Source organism: Bernardetia sp. MNP-M8, from assembly GCF_037126285.1.
Lineage (GTDB): Bacteria > Bacteroidota > Bacteroidia > Cytophagales > Bernardetiaceae > Bernardetia.
In genome coordinates this window covers 4460020-4483554 of sequence record NZ_CP147012.1, presented here as the reverse complement: position 1 = coordinate 4483554, position 23535 = coordinate 4460020, and the positions used below count along the sequence as shown (strand labels likewise).

The 23535-nt window shown below is 31.6% G+C and carries 19 protein-coding genes; 10 read left to right on the top strand and 9 right to left on the bottom strand.

Features of this window, described 5'->3' with window-relative positions:
• Positions 1-340: 340 nt before the first annotated feature.
• Entirely contained in the window at positions 341-3013 is a 2673-nt protein-coding gene (locus tag V9L04_RS18135) for a putative LPS assembly protein LptD (RefSeq protein WP_338791335.1), read from the top strand.
• A gap of 318 nt (positions 3014-3331) precedes the next feature.
• A complete protein-coding gene (locus V9L04_RS18130) occupies positions 3332-3790 on the top strand; it encodes a beta-carotene hydroxylase (RefSeq protein WP_338791334.1) in 459 nt (152 codons plus the stop codon).
• A 9-nt stretch (positions 3791-3799) separates the two neighbouring features.
• On the opposite strand, the gene V9L04_RS18125 is transcribed toward V9L04_RS18130, so the two are convergent.
• From V9L04_RS18125 to V9L04_RS18115, 3 genes are all read right to left on the bottom strand, one after another.
• On the bottom strand, positions 3800-4138 hold the full coding sequence (locus tag V9L04_RS18125) for a hypothetical protein (protein WP_338791333.1): 339 nt from the start codon (positions 4136-4138) through the stop codon (positions 3800-3802).
• Between the two features lie 52 nt (positions 4139-4190).
• Positions 4191-5099, bottom strand: coding sequence for an IS982 family transposase (locus tag V9L04_RS18120; protein ID WP_338790429.1), 909 nt, complete (start codon positions 5097-5099; stop codon positions 4191-4193).
• Positions 5100-5619: 520 nt separating this feature from the next.
• On the bottom strand, positions 5620-6444 hold the full coding sequence (locus V9L04_RS18115) for a VanW family protein (protein ID WP_338791332.1): 825 nt from the start codon (positions 6442-6444) through the stop codon (positions 5620-5622).
• Positions 6445-6587: 143 nt separating this feature from the next.
• Between V9L04_RS18115 and hemG the strand changes: the two genes are divergently transcribed.
• A complete protein-coding gene (gene hemG / locus V9L04_RS18110) occupies positions 6588-7952 on the top strand; it encodes a protoporphyrinogen oxidase (RefSeq protein ID WP_338791331.1) in 1365 nt (454 codons plus the stop codon).
• Between the two features lie 9 nt (positions 7953-7961).
• Here hemG and V9L04_RS18105 read toward each other — a convergent pair whose 3' ends face one another.
• Positions 7962-10136 (bottom strand): 7TM diverse intracellular signaling domain-containing protein, encoded by a 2175-nt coding sequence (locus V9L04_RS18105; protein WP_338791330.1) that lies wholly within the window; start codon positions 10134-10136, stop codon positions 7962-7964.
• Positions 10137-10344: 208 nt separating this feature from the next.
• Positions 10345-12246, bottom strand: a complete 1902-nt coding sequence (acs, locus tag V9L04_RS18100) for an acetate--CoA ligase (protein WP_338791329.1) — start codon at positions 12244-12246, stop codon at positions 10345-10347.
• A 329-nt stretch (positions 12247-12575) separates the two neighbouring features.
• Between acs and V9L04_RS18095 the strand changes: the two genes are divergently transcribed.
• Entirely contained in the window at positions 12576-12998 is a 423-nt protein-coding gene (locus V9L04_RS18095) for an IS1 family transposase (RefSeq protein WP_338791328.1), read from the top strand.
• Positions 12999-13061: 63 nt separating this feature from the next.
• Here V9L04_RS18095 and V9L04_RS18090 read toward each other — a convergent pair whose 3' ends face one another.
• Positions 13062-13427, bottom strand: coding sequence for a four helix bundle protein (locus V9L04_RS18090; protein WP_338791327.1), 366 nt, complete (start codon positions 13425-13427; stop codon positions 13062-13064).
• A 240-nt stretch (positions 13428-13667) separates the two neighbouring features.
• Between V9L04_RS18090 and V9L04_RS18085 the strand changes: the two genes are divergently transcribed.
• From V9L04_RS18085 to V9L04_RS18070, 4 genes are all read left to right on the top strand, one after another.
• Positions 13668-14984: a porin gene (locus V9L04_RS18085; RefSeq protein WP_338791326.1), complete on the top strand. Its 1317-nt coding sequence runs from the start codon at positions 13668-13670 to the stop codon at positions 14982-14984.
• 226 nt (positions 14985-15210) lie between these two features.
• Positions 15211-15486 carry a DUF4212 domain-containing protein gene (locus V9L04_RS18080; protein ID WP_338791325.1) on the top strand — a complete coding sequence of 92 codons (276 nt, stop codon included), beginning with the start codon at positions 15211-15213 and terminating at the stop codon, positions 15484-15486.
• A gap of 186 nt (positions 15487-15672) precedes the next feature.
• On the top strand, positions 15673-17409 hold the full coding sequence (locus tag V9L04_RS18075; RefSeq protein ID WP_338791323.1) for a sodium:solute symporter family protein: 1737 nt from the start codon (positions 15673-15675) through the stop codon (positions 17407-17409).
• Positions 17410-17553: 144 nt separating this feature from the next.
• On the top strand, positions 17554-17742 hold the full coding sequence (locus V9L04_RS18070; RefSeq protein ID WP_338791322.1) for a hypothetical protein: 189 nt from the start codon (positions 17554-17556) through the stop codon (positions 17740-17742).
• A 58-nt stretch (positions 17743-17800) separates the two neighbouring features.
• Here V9L04_RS18070 and V9L04_RS18065 read toward each other — a convergent pair whose 3' ends face one another.
• Both V9L04_RS18065 and V9L04_RS18060 read right to left on the bottom strand, forming a co-directional pair.
• Positions 17801-18064 (bottom strand): hypothetical protein, encoded by a 264-nt coding sequence (locus V9L04_RS18065; protein ID WP_338791321.1) that lies wholly within the window; start codon positions 18062-18064, stop codon positions 17801-17803.
• A 68-nt stretch (positions 18065-18132) separates the two neighbouring features.
• A complete protein-coding gene (locus tag V9L04_RS18060; RefSeq protein ID WP_338791320.1) occupies positions 18133-18489 on the bottom strand; it encodes a response regulator in 357 nt (118 codons plus the stop codon).
• Between the two features lie 173 nt (positions 18490-18662).
• On the opposite strand from V9L04_RS18060, the gene V9L04_RS18055 reads away from it, so the two are divergent.
• Entirely contained in the window at positions 18663-21593 is a 2931-nt protein-coding gene (locus tag V9L04_RS18055; RefSeq protein WP_338791319.1) for a sensor histidine kinase, read from the top strand.
• Positions 21594-21623: 30 nt separating this feature from the next.
• Here V9L04_RS18055 and V9L04_RS18050 read toward each other — a convergent pair whose 3' ends face one another.
• Positions 21624-22556 carry an EamA family transporter gene (locus tag V9L04_RS18050; RefSeq protein ID WP_338791318.1) on the bottom strand — a complete coding sequence of 311 codons (933 nt, stop codon included), beginning with the start codon at positions 22554-22556 and terminating at the stop codon, positions 21624-21626.
• A gap of 221 nt (positions 22557-22777) precedes the next feature.
• On the opposite strand from V9L04_RS18050, the gene V9L04_RS18045 reads away from it, so the two are divergent.
• Positions 22778-23503: a pyridoxine 5'-phosphate synthase gene (locus tag V9L04_RS18045; RefSeq protein ID WP_338791317.1), complete on the top strand. Its 726-nt coding sequence runs from the start codon at positions 22778-22780 to the stop codon at positions 23501-23503.
• Positions 23504-23535: the final 32 nt, after the last annotated feature.

Genomic DNA, 23535 nt, shown 5'->3' with positions numbered 1-23535 from the left:
AATGAACAGTTAAATTATGAAAATATATTTTACAGTTTATAAAGGGTTTTTGAAGTAAATTGTTTTACATCTATGTTATATCGTAATTTTGATATGAATAATTACAAAGAAAATAGAGTTGATTTCCTCTTAAATAACTTGAATAAAAGGCTTTTTTGTCTAAAAAAGCTAAAAGGAGAAAATTTAAAGAATTAAATACTATTAAATTGCAGTTAAAATAGAGTAAAAGCATTGCATTTGCTACCTTTGCACCGTCTTTTTGATGTATTTTTACATACTCAAACTCACACAACAAAAGAAATTATCTTTTTCCTTTCTGATTTATCTATTTTACAGTTTTATGCGTTTTAGAATTTTATTTATTTTCTGTTGCCTTCTTGCCTTATTTTTTGGCTCATCAGCTTATGGTCAAGATATAAAACCTCTTACTATCTCATTGGATAGCTTAAACAAACTCAATGAATTGAAACAACAAGCTGCTCTTGATTCTATTGACTTAGAAGAAAGTGATACAGTAAATCGTCCTGCTGCAAGTGGAGACTTTACAGATATTGTAACTTATTCAGCTACTGATTCGATAAAATATGACTTCAAAACTCAAAAAATTATTCTTTATACAAAGTCTGAAATTGATTATACCAATATTAATTTAAAATCAGATAATATTACTTTAGACTGGAATACAAACGAACTGACAGCCATAGGATTAAAAGATTCATTGGGAGGTTTAACCGAAACACCTATTTTCAAACAAGGAGATGACGAATATAAAGCAAAAAAAATAAGGTATAATTTTGTGAGCGAAAGAGCTATTGTAACTGATATTGTAAAAAAAGAAGGAGAAGGTTTCTTGCTTTTAGAAACTGGAAAGCGTGATGCTGAAGGTAATTTTAATGGCGTTGAAGGCTCGTATACAACCTGTACTAATACTTCTCATCCTCACTTTCGTATTCGTTCGAAAAAATTAAAGGTGATAGAAAACAAACAAATCATTACAGGTCCTTTTCAGCTAGAAATAATGGATATTCCAACGCCAGTTGGTTTTCCATTTGGACTTTTACCTATTCCAAAAACTCGTAGTTCGGGAATAATTATTCCTAGTTATGGAGAAACACAAGAGCGTGGTTTTTATTTGAGAGACGGTGGATATTATTGGGCCATTAGCGACCATATTGACCTTACTTTCTTGGGAGAAGCCTATTCAAAGGGTGTTTATGGTGCTTCTCTTCGTAGTCGTTATGCAAAACGCTATTATTATACTGGTAATTTTGACTTTAGAATGAATACTATTAGAGCGCAAGAACGAGGAATTGATGAGAGTAGTAGTAATGACTTTCGTCTTACTTGGTCACACAATCCAAAATCAAGAGGTTCTTCTTCTTTTTCTGCTAATGTCAATATTATGACTTCTCAATTTAATGAGCGAAATTCATTTAATCCAAATGATTATACACAGGCTTCTGTAAATTCAGGCATCAACTATAATAAAACATTTACAGGAACACCGTTTGTATTTTCAGGAAGTCTAAGACATGACCAAAACTTACAGTCCAAAATTACAAATGTTTCGCCACAAGCTAACTTAAGTATGAATCGTATTTTTCCACTTCGAAAGTTGGTCAAAAACTCTCAATCTCCATTAGCTCAACTTGGTTTTTCTTATCGTTTGGATGGGCAAGCAAAGATTTCTAATTTACTTACAAACAATATAAAAGGCAATTTCAAAATTCCTTCAGACCAACGTAAAGCATCTGATACTCTTGCTTTTGATATGGATAATTTGCCTGAAATACTAGATAATTTGCAATGGGGATTAAAACATTCAGTTCCTCTTTCTACTTCGGTTACTTTCCTACGTTATTTCAAAATGAATCCTAGTGCTAACTTTACTCAAGTTATTTATGGAAGTCGCAATTCCTATGAATGGACACAAAAAGATACTGTCAGAACAATTGTTAATCAAGGAATTTCACAGTTTTATTCTTACAATGCCTCAGTAGATTTCACAACTACTTTTTACTCTACTTTTTTATTTAAAAGTCAAAAGTTTAAAGCATTGCGTCATACTATGATTCCAACTATTTCACTGAGTTATCAACCTGATTTTAGCGATCCTCGTTTTGGTTTTTATCAAGAAGTACAAGTAAGTGAAGATGGACGAACGCAGCGTATTGCTCGTATGACTGGGCTTTATGGCTCTCCCTCAACTGGAGAATCTGGAACAGTTTCTTTTTCATTGCGTAATACTTTAGAAGCAAAAGTAGAAACCAAGGAAGGAAAAGATGAAAAACGTAAGTTATTAGATAGCTTTGACTTTTCATCGTCTTATAATTTAGCAGCAGATTCTTTTAATTTAGGTAATATCAATGTCAATCTAAGAACATCGTTATTCAAAAACAAGATAGGTATCAATGTCAGAGGGGCGATTGATCCTTACACCTATGAAGCTCTAACTAGAGATACACTAACTAATTTAGTCGTCACACAAAGAAAAATAGATCGATATGCTTGGACAGAAGGCGCAAGTATAGGAACACTGAGTACATTAGCTATTTCTTTGAATACTTCTTTATCAGCAGATGGTTTTAAGAGTGATAATGAAGAGGAGGCAAGTAGTCAGGCTATTTCGCAAGCCGATTTAGATTTTATTAATCAGAATAGAAATTTGTATGTAGATTTTGATGTCCCTTGGACAATAAGTGTAAGTTATAATTGGAATTATTCTCGTACAGGATTGATAGAAGGAAATGCCAGCCAAAACTTATCTTTTAATGGAGATGTGAGTGTTACACCAAAATGGAAGGTAGCCTATAATGCTAGTTATGATTTAGAACTCAATACATTTTCAGATGCTACTTTTAATATTCATAGAGATTTACATTGCTGGGAGCTTCGTGTAAGTTGGACACCAGTTGGTTTCCGTCGTGGTTACTCTCTTGATTTGCGTGTAAAATCTAGTTTATTACAGGATTTGAAACTTAACCGTAGAAATAACTGGAGAGATAGACGCTAAAACCAATTTAAAAGTCTGATTTTAGAAGGTAGAATTGATGAAGTTACTATAACATCAGAAAGCAATTTAGATGTAAATGCAATGAGAAATCACAAAATTGAAATTAATGAAAACCTTCTTTTTAAAACAAAAGTTATTAATACCTTGTAACATAAGTTTGTTTGTATTTTACTGACAATGGCAGAATTATAAATTGAACAGAGTTTTAACCCTGTTTTACACAAAATAATTTATGTTACATGGTATTAATCTAGTAATTTCAAAAATGAAATTGCATTTCAATTCAGAACTCACAATTTATAACTCACAACTTATCTGATGTTATCTCTTTGGCAAATTATCTGCGTTAGTATTCTTACAGCTATTTTTATGGAAGGTGTGGCTTGGTTTACACACAAATATATTATGCACGGTTTTTTGTGGTTTTTGCACAAATCTCATCATACCAATCATAATCATACTCTAGAAGTAAATGATATTTTTGCTGTTATTTTTTCAGTTCAATCTATGGTAATGATTATTGTAGGAATTACCTATCCCAAATGGAATATTTTATTAGCCTTGGGAATAGGAATTTCACTTTATGGAATAATGTACGCTATTTTTCATGACATTTTGACACATAACAGAATTCCGTTTATAAAAATCAAAGTCAAAAATGCATATCTCAAACGCATTGTTAGGGCGCATGGTGTTCATCATCGTTCTCATAAAAAAAATGATTCAGAAGCATACGGTTTTTTGTATGCGCCAAAAAAATATGATAAAAACAACTAATTTTACTGCTTATTTTTTACTCAAAGTCCAGTCTTTAGCTTTTTCAAGAGTAGAGAAATAACTTAGTTGATAAGGATAGTTCATCATATCAGTTGCTTTCATGGCTGTCTTAATTCCCATTCTATGTATAGGATTAGGAGGGGGAATCATAGCTATTATTATTTCTTGATTTAATTCTCTAAAACATTTTGGTAAAAAAACAGAAACCTGCCATATTCTAGCTTGTAAAGAGTCATATTCAAATTCTGATAAATCATAAATCCAATGCCTACAATTATATTCTTTAGCAGCTTTAAGAATATCAAAAAAATAATTTTTGTATCCTTCAAAATTCATATTTCCTTTCATTGTAAGTAAAAGAAAATCATTTTCATTGTCATAATCGAACGTGAACTCGGTATTATTTAGGTACAAATATTCTAGGTTTTTCTGGGTAGAAATGATAAGCTACTATTGTAGCTGCCATATGCGTAAATGCGTTTATAGGCTTCCTATGTCTAGAATGTTCTACGTCAAAAACGGAAATTAAAATATCATTTACAGATTCAATAATGGCTCTTTTTCTAAGTGTGTATTTTTCTTTCAATGTGATGAGTTGATTCTTCATATTTTTTTTTGTTTTAGTTATCATTTTAAGTCCCTTTTCATAGAGTTGTTCCCAAAGTTTTGTCAAATATCCTTTATCACCAAAGCAATTTCCTTTCAAATTTTTCAATAAATTTTTGAGTAGATTGTGGTTATTATCAGCCTTATTTGCTGCTGTAATTTCAAAAGCCATTACCTCTCCTAAATGATTGATGACTAAGTGAAGTTTAAATCCAAAAAACCACCCCATTGACCCTTTTCCTCGTTTTGCAATGTCTTTGAACACTTTATGAGAGTGAATACGACGATTATCAGAAACAACTATTTTCTTAGAATCAATGAAGTAAGTACCTGTTTCTTCACTTTTAGCACACAGGAGTTTGGCGAGTACATACATAGGTAAACTTACCCTTTCTATTAATTCTAAAAATCGGTTATAGGAGCAAAGTTTAGGAAAATAAGGGACTAAATCGTTACACACAAAACGTTGATAATAGTATTGAAAATTCTTATAACCTGAGTAATTATAATATACTAAAATAGTCATTATTTCACTAGCTGATAACTGGGGAACACGAGTAGGAGAAGGGGTGAAAGTGGAACTGCTTTTTGTTCCCACCCATTTACTAGATACATAAGATTGAGCTTGTAAACAGAACTCATCTACTAAATAAAAAATACCGATTAGGTGGTCTTCGTCGAATTTTATAGTTTTGTCAAACATAAGGCTAAAGAGGTTAAAGTTGAGTAGAGCTATTCAAAAATAACCTTTTTTAGCCTTTTTTGACAAAAATAACTGAAATAAGTAAACAAAACACTGAAAGTCAATTAGTTAAAAACCGAGTTCACGTTAATCGATAGTGCTTAAGTTTGAGTAGGGGAACATGTACATAACTTTTTATTAATTCTCTAATCTAAGGGGATATTTTTTCATTTAAAGAAATAAGAGTGCAAATTTAGGTACATTTTGAAGATATAAATAGACTTACATAGTTAATTAAATTAATCATGTAAAGTAATTAACTATTTTTTACGTGAAAAACACAAATAATTTACTAAATTAATCATTCTATTGCACAAATAATTTAGTAACTCACAGCACAATAGTTTGAATTAATTTAAAAAAGCAAAATTTTATTTCATATTAATAACTACAAGTAATTTTTATTACAAATAATTAAATTATATACCACTTAAATACAATTTTTACTTACAAGAGAACTGTTTATGTTGATTTTGTTAGCTCATTCTACACTTTCGTACTCTTGAGGTTTGTACTTTACCCGTCCAAAATTCTTTGTAATCAATTCTGTATCAACTATTTTTCCACTTTGAAACTTTAATATTTTATTTCTCCATATTTCATTTGTTCTAAAAAAGTCTCCTTTTTGCTTTAAAAACTTATGATTTTTCTCAAAGACATGATAAGCAAAATCTAATTCTTCATTAATTCGTATTTCACCTTCTAAAAGTTTATCAGTTAGCCAAAGATTGATTTGAAAGGTATAATTTGTCGTATTAGTAAGCTGGAAATCTAGGTAATTATAAAAAACAGTTGCACCACTTGCAAAAGGTAACACACGCCCATCATCAGGAAACGGATCAAAACTGTGATGATGTCTTTCATTTATTGTAAGAGGAGAATGCAAAGCCAACCAATGCAATAAATTTGAGCTTTGACAAATTCCACCTCCAATTCCTGTTTTTGCTTCGCCAAAAGAGAGTTCCATTCCCAATTTATAGCCTTTCTTTTTGGTTGGTAATCCTACTGTTTTACAAAAAGAAAAAGTTTCATTGGGTTTTATGAGTGTTCCATTGATTTTTTCTACAACAATTTCTAAATTTTTTACTTTATTATATTGTAACTGCATATCTGAGTCGCCTAGTTTTTTAAGTAACTTAGATTGATGCTTTTTCACTCTGAAAGCTAATTTTTCACTTTGCTTTTCTTGAGTATATATTTTCGAATCTACTAACCAACTTATTTGTCTTCGTATTCTTTTTTCCCAAACTGATATAAAATATAAAACTGGATGATATTGAGATAAAAGTTTGCGCTGTTTTGTCATTATTTATTGCTTTTTTTGTATTATAATATAATAGCTTTTGAGGCTATAAATTTACTAATTTTGTTTCTTAGAAAATAACTCTTTATTTTCGTAGGTTAATTTTAATTCTATCCTAATAATTTTCATTTTTTCCACTTTTTAAAATGATAGCAATCGTTGGCGCAGGTATTTCAGGACTTTCATTAGCTTGGCATTTACATCAAAAAAATATCCCTTATCAAATTTTTGAATCTAGCAACGAAGTAGGAGGCTATTTGAAAACTATACAGATGGGAAAAAATAAAGCCTATTTGCTTGAAAGAGGGGCAAATTCATTATTAATGGATGATGAAATTTTTGAGTTTATCAAAAATTCAGGTTTTGCAAACGAACTTGTTTATGCAAATAAAGTAAGTAAAAGCCGCTTTATTGTGCGTGATGGAAAACCAAAAAAATTACCTACTTCTCCACAAGGATTGTTATTTGGCTCTTTTTTTTCTACAAAGACAAAAGCTAAAATTTTTAAAGAACTATCCTATAAAAAAGAGGAATTAGATGAAAAAACAACAGTAGGCGAATTTTTAGAAAATCATTTTGGAAAAGAAGTTGTCGATTATGCTGTCAGTCCTTTTGTAACAGGTATTTATGCAGCTGATGCTTATCAACTTTTGCTCAAATATACTTTTCCTCAACTAACAGAATATGCTCAAAATCATGGTTCAGTATTGAAAGGATTCATAAAAAATAAATCTGGAAGCAGAAAACAATCCGTTTCTTTCAAAAATGGAATGCAATCATTGGCAAAACATATAGCTAAGAATTTGAATGTTCAACTCAATCATACTGTTGTTTCAATCAAAAATAGTGATTTTATAGAACGCAGAAATAGACGTTGGGTTTTAGAAATAGAAAGCGAAAAAAGAGGGAAAAGAGAAATTGAAAGTCTAGAATTTGATAAAGTTTTTATAACGACTCCTCCCTCAATAACAGCTAATTTGTTAGAACCTCATTTTGAAAAACTTGCTCTTACTATTAGAGATATTCATTATCCGACTATGTGTTTGATTCATAGTATTTTCAAAAAAGAAGATGTAGATTTTGATTTAGATGGTTTTGGAGCGTTACATCCAAAAGTAGAAGACCTTTTTTCGGCAGGAACAATTTGGAGTAGTAGTGTTTTTGAGGGGCGTGCGCCCAAAGATGAAGTTTTATTTACTGGTTTTGTGGGGGGAAGACAGTGGCAAGAAAATGCAGAATTACCCAAACAGGAAATTTTGAAACGACATACAGAAGAATTAAAACAGATTTATGGAATAAAAAATGACCCTATTATTCAGCAATTTACACGCTGGGATAAATCTGTACCACAATATGATGAACAGCTTTTAAAAGTAGAAAAACAATTAAAACGACTCAAAAAATCAGATATTTATATTTGTGCAAACTGGTTTGGAGGTGTTTCGGTAAGTGATTGTATTAAAAAAGGAAGAGATTTAGCATTACAATTTATTGCAGATTCTACCATATAGCATTTTACATTAGATTTTGAATCCCATTACTAAAATATCGTCAATTTGGGGAGCTTGAGCAATTTCTTTCCATTTAGAAAGTGTCGTTTCTAAAATATTATTTTGTTCTTGAAAAGGTAATTTGTGAATGGTTTGCAAAAGGTTTTTAAGATTTTTTCGCATAAATTTTTTATTACTTTCTCCTCCAAACTGATCTTGATATCCATCAGAATACATATAATAAGAAGTTTGATTATCAATTTCTATTATTTTATCTTCAAAATTAATTCCTTCTGTTTTGATAGAACCTCCAATACTAAATCGGCTTCCTTTATGTTCTGTAACTTCCTCATTTTTTATACTTATGAGTGGGTTTTTAGCTCCTGAAAAATAGATTTTGTTTTCCATTTTGTTAATCACACAAAGAGAAATATCCATTCCATCACGATTTCCTGTTTCTTTTTGTTTTAGTGTAGATACAATTTCCTCGTGTAAATTCATCAAAATTTCAGAGGGTAAAATCATTTGTTTTTCTACAATGCTTTCTCTCAAAAGATTTGTTCCAATCATTGCCATTAAAGACCCTGGAACGCCATGTCCAGTACAGTCAGCCACAGCTAAAAAAATATATTTTGGATTCTTAAAGAAAAAATAAAAATCTCCACTTACTACATCTTTGGGCAAATAAAGTGTAAAAGAATCTGTAAAAGCTGATTGAATAGAACTTTGGGAAGGTAAAATAGCATCTTGAATACGTTTAGCATAATTTATACTGGCTGTAATATCTTGATTTTTGGATTCAATTTCTGTTTTTTGTTTTTCAACAGTTTCAATGTTTATAGATAATTCTTCATTGATTTGTGCTAATTCTTCATTACTTTCATTGAGTTTTAAGGTGCGTTCATTTACTTTTTCTTCTAATTCTTGAGTTGTTCTTTGTTCTAATGCCAATGCTTTTTTGGTAGCAATTTCTTTTTCTCTCTTCATAATTCGGTAGCGTTCTGCAAGTGCAATTGAAAGCAAAACCACTTCTAAAGCTGAACCTATTTCAGCACCATGTGTCGTCCAAAAATTAATAGGTAATGAACCACTATTTCGGAGTGTAATCATTAAACCTCCTGTTGTGTATCCTATCCAAGCAAAAGTATAGATATAAGCCACTTTATTTCCTTTTACCCAACAATAAATACCGACAACTAACAAAGAAAAAGAATGTAATTTGACTATATTATTGATAGAAGAGCTATATCCTGAAAAATCTAAGATAAGAGCTACAAAAGCAAGTACAAAAATGAATAGAAAATACCTGTAAAATAGTACACTATATTTTTTAACTTCTAAAAACTTGAGTACAAATAAGCCTGTCGCATAAACGATTCCTATCATAGCAAGACGCACTAAATAGAAATTTACTTCTGGATAATTAGGATAAATATACTTAAACAAATAACCACTCACTCCACCAAATATAAGAAAAGTAAATACAATAGAAGCTACGTAATATAAATAACTTATATCTCTAACCATTATGAAAATAATTAGATTATACAAACAAATAACTAACAAGATTCCAAAATAGATACCATATCCAATATGATTATCTTGGCTTTGTTGGATTGCTTGCTTCTGTTTGGTAATAGAAATGGGGAAAAGAACAGGATTGGTAGACTGAGTTCGCAAATAATAAATTCCACTCTGATTTTGAGAAAGATATAAAGGAAATACGAAACCGTTAGATTCTAAATTAGTACGGGTATTATAAGGGTAATGCCAACCTGTCTGTATAATTTTCCTTTTAGAATTAGAAGTGTTATTCTCTACTTTAGTATCAGATTTAATAACTGGCTCATAAAAATAAATACTATCAATATAAGGTAAGTCCAATATAAGATTCCAATCTTCTTGTTTACTGTGATTTTCTATTTCTATTTTGAGCCAAATTACTTTAGAATTATAACCCAAATTGAGATGTTCAGCAGGATTTTGAAGCCATTTTTGATTAAAACTTTGACTTGACACCTCCTGTATTGTATAGTTTTCATTCTGTCCTTCAACATAATACGAAAGTGAACTTGCTAGGCTAGAAATTTCTTTTTCATCATCTAAAACTATTGTTTGAGCAAAAATAGTTGTCGGAACACAACAGAAAAAAATAGGTAAAAAGAATAAAAATATTTTATAAAAACTGGAAAGATAAAATTTCATTTTTTTATAGTAGTAAGTATAGCATAAATATACTAAATATTATCTTTATTTTAGAAATAATTTTATTTAAGTTATAAAAGCAACCTAAAATACATTTTTCTCATCTAGTTTCTAAATTAGTAATTCTAATTACTTTTTTAATTGTTGGAACAAAAAAAGCAACCTCTTTTAGAAGTTGCTTTTTTTATGAGTTGTAAGTTATAAATGCCTATACAGCTAATCCTGCGCCTTCTTTTATTTCGTTCACAACTTCTGGGTCAAGAAGTGTAGAAGTATCTCCCAAATTAGAAATATCTCCTTCTGCAATTTTCCTCAAAATTCTACGCATAATTTTTCCAGAACGAGTTTTTGGAAGCCCAGAAACGATTTGAATTTTTTCAGGTTTGGCAATCGCTCCAATTTCTTGTGAAACTGTTTGTAAGATTTCGGTTCTTAATTCTTCATGAGATTTACTAGAGTTTTCATCACAAATCACAAAAGCATAAATTCCTTGTCCTTTTATGTCATGAGGATAACCCACAACTGCTGATTCAATGACATCTTCGTGTTGATTGATGGCATCTTCTACTTCTGCCGTTCCCATTCTATGTCCAGAAACATTGATTACATCATCTACCCTTCCCAAAATTCTGTACATTCCATCATGGTCTCTTTTACAGCCATCACCTGTAAAATAATAACCTCTGTAGGTAGAAAAATAAGTTTGCTTACAGCGTTCATGGTCACCATAAGTGGTTCTCAAAATGCTAGGCCAAGGATATTTTATACATAAATTTCCTTCTACGTTATTTCCTTCAATTTCATTTCCTTCTGAATCTAATAAAACAGGCTGAATACCTGGAAGTGGAAGTGTTGCACAAGTCGGTTTGTTTGGTGTTACTCCTGCCATGTTAGAAATCATCATTCCACCTGTTTCAGTTTGCCACCACGTATCTACAATCGGACAATTTCCCTTTCCAATATGCTGATGATACCAATGCCACGCTTCTTCATTGATAGGTTCGCCAACTGTCCCCAAAACACGCAAAGAAGACAAATCATATTTATTTACATATTCCAAACCTTGTGCTTGTAGCGCACGAATAGCTGTTGGAGCAGTATAAAAAATAGAAACTTTATATTTATCTACAATTTCCCAAAAACGACCTGCATCTGGAAAAGTAGGCGTTCCTTCAAACATCATTGTGGTTGAGCCAGACAAAAGAGGTGCATAAACAATATAGGAATGACCAGTAATCCAACCAATGTCAGCTGTACACCAATAAACATCATCGTCTTGAAGCTGAAAAACATTCTCAAAACTGTATTTTGCATAAACCATATAGCCACCTGCATGATGAACAACTCCTTTTGGTTTTCCTGTCGAACCTGAAGTATAAAGAATAAATAAAGGATCTTCGGCATCAATAATAGTTGCAGGACAAAATGGGTCAGCTTTTTCTGTTTGTTCGTGCCACCAAATATCTCTACCTTCTTTCATAGTTACATCTGAATTGGTGCGTTTCAAAACAATTTGCTTTTCGATAGAAGGACAGGTTGAAAGAGCTTCATCTACTACATTTTTTACTTCAAATACTCTATTTCCTCTGAAATTTCCATCCGAACTCAAAACTATTTTTGCTTGTGCATCATTAATTCTATCAGCCAAAGCAGAAGAAGAAAATCCTGCAAAAACAACTGAATGAACAGCACCCAAACGAGCGCAAGCCAAAACACCAATTGCTAACTCTGGCACCATTGGCATATATAAAACTACTCTATCTCCTTTTTCAACTCCATTATTTTTCAAAACATTGGCAAACTGACATACTTTTTCGTGTAACTGTTTATAAGTAAATTCTATCTCGTCTTCATCTGGACTGTTAGGTTCCCATATTAAGGCTACTTTATCGCCCTTTGTGAGTAAATGTCTGTCTAAGCAATTTTCTGTAATATTGAATTTTGCACCTTCAAACCATTTTACATAATAATCTTCAAAACTATAATCCAGAACTTTGTTCCAGCGTTTGTGCCAAGAAAAAGTTTCTGCTACATCTTCCCAAAAACGTTCAGGATTTTCTACACTTTTTCGATAGGCTGTGCTATAATCTTCTAAGGTTCTAATTCTCATGATTGTGTGTGGTTTATATTGCACAGATTTCTAGTCTGTGAGTTGAAATTATTTTTTACTTTATCACAGACTTGGTTAAGCCTGTAATACAAATTATTACACAATCTAAAAAAATAAAAACGGTTTCCCTAAAAAAATATAGTATTTTAGCAAAGTATAGTTTTTCTTAAAAGCCACAAAACATACTCTGCTAAAATGATATAGCTATGCAAAATTGATATAGCTATGCAAAGTAAATTTTAGATAGTTCTTTTTTTTTGATTAAATTGTATAAAATTGTACTAACCCCTAAGGGTTTTTAAAAGCCCTTAGGGTTTAAATACTATATTATGAATACTTTCAAAGTTCCAGATTGCCCACGCTGCCAAAGCAATCAAGTTATAAAAAGTGGCACAATACGCAAAAAACAGCGTTTTTTATGTAAATCATGTACTTATTATTTTACCGTTCAGAAGGACGGCAAACGTATCGATAATTACTATGTAGTCAAGGCTTTACAGCTTTATTTAGAAGGACTTTCATACAGAGAAATAGAACGAATTATTGGAGTAAGTCATGTATCTGTAATGAACTGGGTGAAAGAATATAAAATTTCTCGTCCAAAAATGAGAGAATACCGTCCTACTTATAAAATATTGAAACACAGCGAATTATTAGAATTTCTAGCCGAAAAAAATGCGTTAGAAGATTCTAGTATTTTGATAACCCCTTTGGGAGATAAGTTTATGATAATCAAGTGGGAACGCCTTTAAAACAAATGATAAATTGTAAGTGATAAATTATAAACGAATACAAAGCCATATTATCATAGTATTTCATTTATTATTTATATTTTTCTTCGTTGTTTTTATTATGCTTGTGGTAATGCTAATTACTTCTTTTGCGTCTTTATATAGACTTTCAAATTGCTGTTCAGTCAAGTAATCTGTTTCTCTAAGTAGTTCTAACCAGTATAATGTTTCATTACTTTCTTTTTGAGCAATTGACATTTTATGAACAAAATCTTTTTTTGTTTCTGCATGTTCGGCTTCTCTTACCATAGCACCTATACTTGTTCCACTTCTTAATAGTTGTTTGGATAAGGTATACTCTTTTTTCTCTTCTACTAAAAACTTATATAATTTAACTATTCTGACAGCCAATTTAAAACTTTTATCTCTAACAGGATTATTAGAATGCATAATAAAATAATTATAAGTGATGAATTAAATTATAAAAAAATATAAATTACTAAATTTTTCTTCATAACTCAAAAAGGTATTCCATTTATAATTTACCACTTATCATTTACAATTTAATTACTTAGCTATCTTTCATTTAACATAAAACAACCCACCATTTGGCTATTAGGTCGGCTTGTGTGTATCATTGAGGAACAAAACACAAAATAAAATTTCACATACACACAAACCTACCACATAATGAAACTATTAAAATTAATATTGATTGCATTTTGTTTGGTTTTACTCTGTTTTAGCCAAAATTTATTCGCTCAAGAAAAAACAGAAGAAAAACAAGAAATTGACCACTCTTATAAACCTCTAACTCTTAAATTAGATGATAGTGGGAATAAATATATACGTTTTCTTACTTGGCATCAGTTCTGGGTTCGTTCTACTCAAAATAATCCTAATAGCGTGGATTTAGCAGGAAACCCTTCAGACAATACATTTGATATTGGTCTTCGTCGCTCTCGTGTCTTGATGTACGCTCAAATTTCTCCTCGTTTTTTAATACTTACTCATTTTGGACTGAATAATCAAACCTTTGTAAATGGAGGAGTTACAGGAGGTACAGGAAAAAAACCACAAATTTTTATGCATGATGCTTGGACAGAATACAAAGTAGCTGACCAACTTTATATTGGAACAGGACTTCATTATTGGAATGGCATTTCAAGAATGACAAATGCCAGTACACTCAATTTTTTAACAATTGATGCACCTATTTTTAACTGGGCAACGATTGAATTGACAGACCAATTTGCTCGTCAGTTTGGAATTTATGCAAAAGGAAAAATTGGTGGTTTTGACTATCGCATCGCACTTAATAAACCTTTTGCATCAGGTGGATTAGCAAATGATTTGGCAGATGATGGCATTGCAAGAAATGTTTTGAATGATAACACTGCCGTACAAGGATATTTTAATTATCAATTTTTTGATAAAGAATCTAATAAGCTACCTTATTTTGTAGGAACATATATGGGAAGCAAAAAGATTTTTAATATTGGAGCAGGATTTCATTATCACCCAGAAGCAACAGCCGTAAAAAAAGCAGGACAAACAGAAGCTCAATTAAAAGACATTTCACTTTTTGCAGTTGATGCCTTCTTAGAGTTACCAATGGGAAAAGGTGGACTTACAGCTTATTCAGCTTTTTATAGCTATGATTTTGGTGATAATTATCTTCGCAATGTAGGAATTATGAATATTTCTGGAGGGGGAGGAAATACACAACCTACCATCGGAACAGGTACAATTTCTTATACACAAGCTGGTTATGCATTTGCAAAATTTAAAAATGGAGCGCAATTTCAACCTTTTGCAGCCTTTACTTACAAAAACTTTGAAGCCTTAAACGACCCTTCTTCACAGTTTGATATTGGAGCAAATTATTTCATTAATTCTCATCATGCCAAAATTACGCTACAATATTCTCAACGTCCTGTTTATGCAGCAGGAAATTTAGATACCACACGAGGAGAAATTATCCTTCAAACACATATTTGGCTATAAAATGCTAATTGTAAATTGTGAATGGTAAATTATGAATGAATACAAATTACTAATTTATCTATAATTCACCATTCAAGAAAATATTTCATTTACCATTCACAATTAATAATTTATAACTTACCTTAACTCTATTTTTTAAAAATCAATTCACACACACAAAAATAAATGGTTTCAGTTTGTATTTCACTGATGACTGGTAACTGTTTACTAATAACTGAAAATAATTATGAAAAATGACAAAGACCACAGCAAAGCAAGTATGGATAAATACTGGAAAAAAAATCTTTCCTATCTGACTATTCTACTTATTATATGGTTTATAGTTTCTTATGGTGCAGGAATTATGTTTGCCGATGCACTTAATGGAATAAAAATAGGAGGTTTCAAACTCGGTTTTTGGTTCGCTCAACAAGGCTCAATTTACATTTTTGTCGTCTTGATTTTTGTCTATGTTTGGCTGATGAACAAGCTAGATAAAGAATTTGATGTAGATGAGAAGTAATTGTAAATGATGAATGGTAAATTATAAATTAAATACAAATTACCATTCTTAACTTACGATTCAAGTCCTCTTTTTATCCTTTGTTTGTACCCTCACAAGCAATATTTTCTTAGCCGTTGTTGGTCTCTCCACCAACGAGATTAATTATAAAAAAATACACACCACACAAAATAAATTTCAATTACTATGAGTATTCTAGTTTGGACATATATTATCGTCGGAATTACTTTTGCCCTCTATATTGGTATTGCCATTTGGTCAAGAGCAGGTTCGACAAAAGAGTTTTATGTAGCAGGAGGAGGAGTTTCTCCACTTGCTAACGGAATTGCCACAGCAGCAGACTGGATGTCGGCAGCTTCATTTATCTCTATGGCAGGAATTATTTCCTTTAGTGGCTACGATGGTTCAGTTTATCTAATGGGCTGGACAGGAGGTTATGTGCTGTTAGCATTATTACTTGCCCCTTATCTACGAAAGTTTGGAAAATTTACTGTTCCTGACTTTGTAGGAGATAGATATTATTCAGATACAGCTCGTTTGGTAGCCGTAATTTGTGCGCTTTTTGTTTCTTTTACTTATGTAGCTGGTCAAATGCGTGGAGTAGGAGTAGTATTCTCTCGTTTCTTAGAAGTTTCTGTTGAGTGGGGAGTAGTTATCGGAATGTGTATTGTATTTTTCTATGCTGTTTTGGGTGGAATGAAAGGAATTACTTATACCCAAGTAGCCCAATATTGTGTTTTGATTTTCGCTTTTATGGTTCCTGCCATTTTTATTTCAATTCAAATGACAGATACTATAATTCCTCAACTCGGTTTTGGAGGGACTTTAGCAGGAACAGACACCTATCTTTTAGATAAACTAGACGGACTCAATCAAGAACTTGGTTTTGCAGCTTATACTGATGGTTCAAAAAGTACTATAGATGTCTTCTTTATTACAGCAGCCTTAATGGTAGGAACAGCAGGACTTCCACACGTGATTGTTCGTTTCTTTACTGTTCCTCGTGTAAAAGATGCTCGTATTTCAGGTGGTTATGCCCTTATTTTCATAGCTATTCTTTATACAACTGCTCCTGCCATTGCTGCTTTTGCTCGTACAAATCTAATTAATACGATAAGTAATAAACCCTATTCTGAAATGCCTGCTTGGGTAGGAAACTGGGAAAAGACTGGTCTTATTAAATACGATGACAAAAATGGTGATGGAATTGTTCAATATTACAATGACAAAAGTAAAGATGAAGCCTTTTTAGCAGAAGTCGCTGCAAAAGGATACAAAGGAAATGAAATGGAAATTGATAGAGATATTATGGTTCTTGCTAACCCTGAAATTGCAAATCTTCCCAACTGGGTAATTGCTCTTGTAGCAGCAGGTGGATTAGCAGCAGCACTTTCAACAGCAGCAGGACTTCTTTTAGTAATCTCTTCTTCTGTTTCGCATGATTTATTGAAGAAAGTAGTAATGCCGAATATTTCTGAAAAAGGTGAACTTGTAGCTGCCCGTATTGCAGCAGCTGTAGCTATTATTATTGCAGGTCTTTTCGGAATCTATCCTCCAGGGTTTGTAGCACAAGTAGTCGCCTTTGCTTTTGGACTAGCAGCAGCTTCATTCTTCCCTGTTATTGTAATGGGGATTTTCTACAAAAGAATGAATAAAGAAGGAGCAATTGCAGGAATGGTAGTAGGACTTGTCTTTACGATTGTTTATATCGTTTATTTCAAATTTATTTCCCCTAACTTAAATATTCCTGAACATTGGCTTTTCGGAATTTCTCCTGAAGGAATTGGAACAGTTGGAATGATACTCAATGTAATTGTATCTCTAGCTGTAAGTAAATTTACACCTCCACCTCCACAAGAAGTACAGGACATTGTAGAAGATATTCGTTTGCCTCGTGGTGCTGGTGCAGCCGTTGACCACTAGACAGTTATCAGTAATCAGTTACCAGTAATCAGTTGAATACGCTTATTGGTAACTGATAATTTGAATGTTTTTATAATAAAATTTATTACGCAGTTAAAGAAATTGTATTTAACTGGTAACTGTTTACTGATAACTGCTAACTGAATGAAATTAACACGCAATTTATTGATTTTGACTGCACTAATGGTTGTTCTTTTCAATTATCCACTATTGGGAATGTTCAATAAGATAAAATGGGTGGAGAAAGTTCCGACAGCCTTCTTTTACCTATTTGGTGTGTGGTTTGTTTCGGTTATTCTTTTGATATTTATTATTTATCATTGGAAACGCTGAAACTGTGTTATGTCGGATATTGAGGAAGAACGCTCTTTTTGAGTTGTTCTTCCTTTTTTTAGAAAATAAGCTGTACTACTTTTCCAATTTCTACTTTTTCTAAATCATTTTTACTTTTTAGACAAAAGCCGAATAAATCAAATCTTGGATTTCCATTTTTATCTGTTACTCTTGGTATAGTAAGAAAGGGTTTTATAGGAATACCTCCTAATGTTGAATTTTCCGTCAGTTTATACTCTGAAATGTCTCCAACAATACTTGCAAGTATATAAACATCATTTTTAACTGTAAATTTGTCTTCTATTTTAAACGTAGATTGCATTTGCTTTTTTAGTATTTGATATTTTTTCAATCTTTTGCCGTTGTTGGTGTCTCACCAACTACACAAAATCAAACCAATTTCTTCACTTCATTAACAATATCTTTCGTGGAAAATGGTTTTGTAATATACGAATCTGCCATTTTAAGTCCTTTTTCAATATCAACAGGTTGGGTTTTGGCTGATAGAAAAATTACTTTTGTAGTTTTTAATTCTTCATGAGTTCTGATAAACTGACAAACTTCATAGCCATCCATTTCAGGCATCATAATATCCAAAATTACGGCATCAGGTTTTTTATTTTTGATAATCTCAACAGCTTCTTTTCCATCTCGTGCTACAAAAACTTCATAGCCACTTTTTCGCATCAAGAAATCTAAAGACAGTAAAATATTAGGTTCGTCGTCAGCAATTAAAATACGTTTCATAGATTTAGGAAAATTTGGTGTTTTAAAGTAATTTTAATGAGTTTTTTTATAAATTGATATTCAATTTAATAGTAATTCTATCTAAATCAAACGTATTGATTGGAAAACTGTTTGTATTACTATAGTAATTCAATGAATAATTAAATTTTGAGCAAAATAAATTATATTTTATCGTGTATTCCGAACTTCTACTTTTTATTATTTCTATTGCTTATCTAGGTCTTTTGTTTGGTGTGGCTTACTGGACAGAATACCGAAGTCTATTTTTTTGGACAATGGCAACAAAGAAAGATAAAGAATTAACTTCTACTTCTGACCAAAAATTAGGAAGTAGTTTTTTCAAACCTATTATTTATGCCCTTTCTATGGGTGTTTATTGTACGGCTTGGACATTTTATGGAAGTGTTGGACAAGCAGCAACTTCTGGACTGGGTTTTCTGACTACTTATATAGGTCCTTTGCTAACTATTCCTGTTTGGTGGCTTGTTTTGCGTAAAATAATCCGAATTAGTAGAGCAAAAGGAATTACTACACTTGCTGATTTTATTTCGGCTCGCTACGGAAAAAGTATTGCTTTAGGTCGTCTGATTACTATTTTGTGTGTGTTTGGAATTGTTCCTTATATTTCAATTCAAGTACAAGCTATTGCAATGAGTATTGAAGTTCTTACCACTTCTAGTCAAAATTCTACTAAATTTTGGATAAGCGATACTGCTTTTTATGCCACCCTTATTCTTGGTTTTTTTACGATGCTTTTTACTACTCGCAACTTACAAAGTGACAATAAAAATAGAGGAATGATAGCTGCCATTGCCTTCGAATCTATTATTAAATTAATGACTTTTTTAGGAGTAGGTATTTTTATTGTCTATGGAATGTTTGACGGAATAATTGATATTTTTGAAAAAACAGCACTGCATGTAGATTTACAAAAACTCACTACTATTCAACATCAAAAAAATAGTGGAGAATGGTTTTGGTATTTGCTCTTATCGGCTTTAGCTATTTTTCTCTTGCCTCGTCAGTTTCAAGTTTCGGTAGTAGAAAATGAAGATGAAAAACACATTCTTCCTGCCATGTGGATTTTTGCACTTTACCTTTTGGTTATCAATTTTTTGGTTTTACCGATTGCTTTAGGTGGCAGAATTTGGTTTGAAGGAACAAGTTCTGTATTCAATTCCGATATGTTCATGCTAAGTTTGCCTTTAGCTTCTGAGTTTCCACAAATAGCTTTGTTTTCTTATATAGGTGGTTTTTCAGCTGCAACAAGTATGATTATCGTTTCTACGGCTGCATTGAGTACAATGATTTCAAATAATTTATTGCTTCCAAACTGGGTTTCAGATTTTGACTGGAAAAATCCTAATTTTAAAGCCATTACTACTATAAAATGGTTTCGAAGGCTCGGAATTTTATTTATTCTATTTCTTTCCTATTTTTATTTTAGAGTAATTGGCGAATTTTCTTCGCTTGTTTCGGTGGGGATGGTTTCTTTTGCTGCCATAGCTCAACTTGCTCCTGCTTTTTTTGGAGGTATTTTTTGGAAAAGAGGAACTAAAAATGGTGCTTTTGCAGGAATTGTTATAGGTTTTTTGATTTGGGCTTATACACTAATTCTGCCTTCTTTTGCTCAAAGTGGTTATTTTCCTATTTATTGGAATTCGGATTCTGCTTTTCTAAAATTATTAAATCCGAATGCTCTTTTTGGAATGGATTATTTAGATTCTATCTCTCAGAGTGTGTTTTGGTCACTTTTTCTAAATAGTTTTTTTTATGTTGTTGTTTCAGTCATGAGTGTTCAATCAGCAACAGAACGAAATGAAGCTGAAATTTTTGTCGATATTTTTAAATACTCCAATCGTTTTGAAAGTGCTGTTTTATGGAAAGGAAAGGCTTATTTTTCAGAGGTAAAAGAATTATTGAATAGCTTTTTAGGAGAAAAACGAACTACTTTTTTATTAGAAAATTATCAAAAAACGAATACAGAAGAAAAAAAAATAAAAACTGATGAATTTCTAAATGAAGCACAAATTGTTTTGGCAGACTCTCGCCTTCTGACTCTTGCCGAACGTATGCTTTCTAGTGTTGTAGGTTCGGTTTCAGCTCGTATTTTGGTTTCTTCGCTTCTGCAAGAACAAGAAACGGTGGCGATGGAAGAAGTAATTACCATTTTAAAAGAATCTCAAAATGTTCTTTCTACAAATAGAGAATTGCGTCAAAAATCAAACGAACTCAAACGATTGACACAAGAATTAGAAACTTCAAATCAAAAATTGAAGGAACAAGACAGAATAAAAGATGATTTCATTTCAACGGTTACACATGAACTCAGAACACCCATTACAGCAATTCGTGCGCTTTCCGAAATTGTTCATCAAAATCCAGATTTAGAACAAGATGAAAGACAAAACTTTTTGGAAAATGTAGTAGGTGAATGCGAAAGGCTTAGTCTTTTGATAAATGAAATTTTAGATATAGAAAGTTTTGATAATCATGCTAGAAATAATACGTTGCCTTTAGAACTCAAGGAATTTGATTTGATAAAATTGATTTCTCGTGTCTATACGATAATGCAACCTTTGGCAAAAGAAAAAAACATTGATTTAGAAATGATTTTTATGCCACAAAATTCATTAAAAGAAAAAGCAACAGTAAAAGCAGACGAAAAGCGTATCGAACAGGCTCTAATTAATTTAGTCTCAAATGCAATTAGCCACATGAAATTTAATGAAAATGAAATTCCTATTGATAGAATAGATTTAAGAGTAAATGAAAAAAATAACATAGCATTTCCTCCTTATACTATCAAAATAATAACCCAAATTGAATCTGACTTTTGGCAAATAAGCATCAAAGACAATGGAAAAGGAATTTCAAAAGAAAATCAAGTTTCTATTTTTGAAAAATTCCATCAAATTAGAGACAAAAATAATCGAAAACCCAAAGGAACAGGTTTAGGATTAAGCATCGCTAAACGAATTGTAGAGGCACATTTTGTAGAAAGTAAAGACAAAAATGACACAACTCAGAAACAATATGGCAAAATTTGGGTAGAAAGCAAACAGGATAAAGAAACAACTTTTATAATGAGATTTATGAAATAGATAAACTTTCATTTTTTGTTAATCAAATGATTATTTACTTATTTTATTTTTTTTATCAACCTCATATATTTCAAAATACCATATAACCAAAGGACGAGCTACAACAGCCGAAATCAGTATTATGCCACCTGCATAGAAATAAATATCCATTTTTGAAGCCTCAACAGAACTAATGAAATAAGATAAAATAATTACACTAACAATACCATATAGAGGAACTAAATTTCCCACCATAGCTACTGTAAAAGGATTCAAAAACTTCATTAATCGTACTGATTCGCTATACGCATAGACAGAAACTCCCAGTGCTAAACTAAATATCAATATAAAATCTCGCCAAGTCAAACTCCATTTTACAGGAATAAAATCACTTACTATTCCTCCCCAAAACGTAGAAAAAAGCAAGAGAAGAAAAGCTGTAATACTTGCTCCTAACATTTGATAGAAGGTAATAACTAAAGAGTCTTCTTGCTTTACTAAATCTGCATTAAAAATAGTAACCAATGCACCAAAAAAAGCAGCTAAAAGAGCTAAAAAAAAGCCTAAACCATAATCAAAATCAGAGCTATAAATTATATAGATTCCAAAAATAGCATTTAGTCCTGTAATTATTTCACCCACTGATAAAGCTCCTTTTCCCAAAATGGGTCGCAAAATACTAACAAAAAGAGGAATTGTAGCAAGTCCAATCAAACAAACAGCTTCATTTGCTAGTTTTGCCGAAAGAACAATTAATGTCCAATAAGCAAAAGTTAGGATTCCAGTTCCCATCAAAAAATAAGTCTTTTTACCTGTCCATTTAAACTTTTTAATAACTAAAAGCCAAATAGCCAAAAATACTACAGCCATTGAAGTTCGATAAAAAACAAGTTCAGTAGCTGATAAATGAATTTGATTGACTACCAAAGGAACAAGACTAGAAAGCCAAATTACAAAATGAAGACGAATATGGTATTTTAACAAGAGAATTAAGCATTATGAAGTGATGAGTATTTGAATCTCTAAAATACAAAAAAGTCTTAACTCTTTTAGTAATTCTCTACATAGTTCATGAACAAGTATTTTGTCTGATGCAAATATTGTTTGATGCAGATAAAAAGAGTAATTTTGAACATCAGTATAATTCAGAATAGTTATCTCTCTATCAAAAAAGCTACAACTCAATCACAATAAAATATAGCCAAATGAACTCAACTAAATTAAGCGTAAATATCAATAAATTTGCAACTCTGCGAAATGCAAGAGGAGGCAACAATCCAGATTTGATACAAGTAGCACAAGATTGTGAGCGTTTTGGAGCGCAAGGAATTACAATACATCCACGTCCAGACGAGCGTCATATTCGTTATGAGGATGCTTTTGCACTTGCAAAAATTGTCAAAACAGAATTTAATATTGAAGGAAATCCACAACAAGGACGTTTTTTAGAAATTGTAAAAGAAATAAAACCTACACAAGCGACTTTAGTTCCTGACTCAGATGGAGTTTTGACTTCTAATGCAGGCTGGGACACTATAAAACACCAAGATTATCTCAAAGAAGTAATTACTGATTTGAAGGCTCTAGGAGTTCGGGTTTCTATTTTTATCGACCCAATAGACCAGTTTATTGAAGCTGCTGCCTCAACAGGTGCAGATAGAATAGAGTTTTATACAGAAAGTTATGCAAAAAACTTTCAAGAAAGTCCTGAAAAAGCAATTCGAAAGTATGTTCACTGTGCAGAGTTTGCTCACAAGTTAGGTTTAGGAATCAATGCAGGACACGATTTGGATTTAGATAATCTAAATTATTTAGCCAAACATTTACCTTATTTACAAGAGGTTTCTATTGGTCATGCGCTTGTTTGTGATGCTCTTTATCTAGGACTAGAAAACACAATCGGACTATACAAAAGAGCTTTGAAAGTATAAATTATTATGTATTAATAATTTAGCTTGTGGAG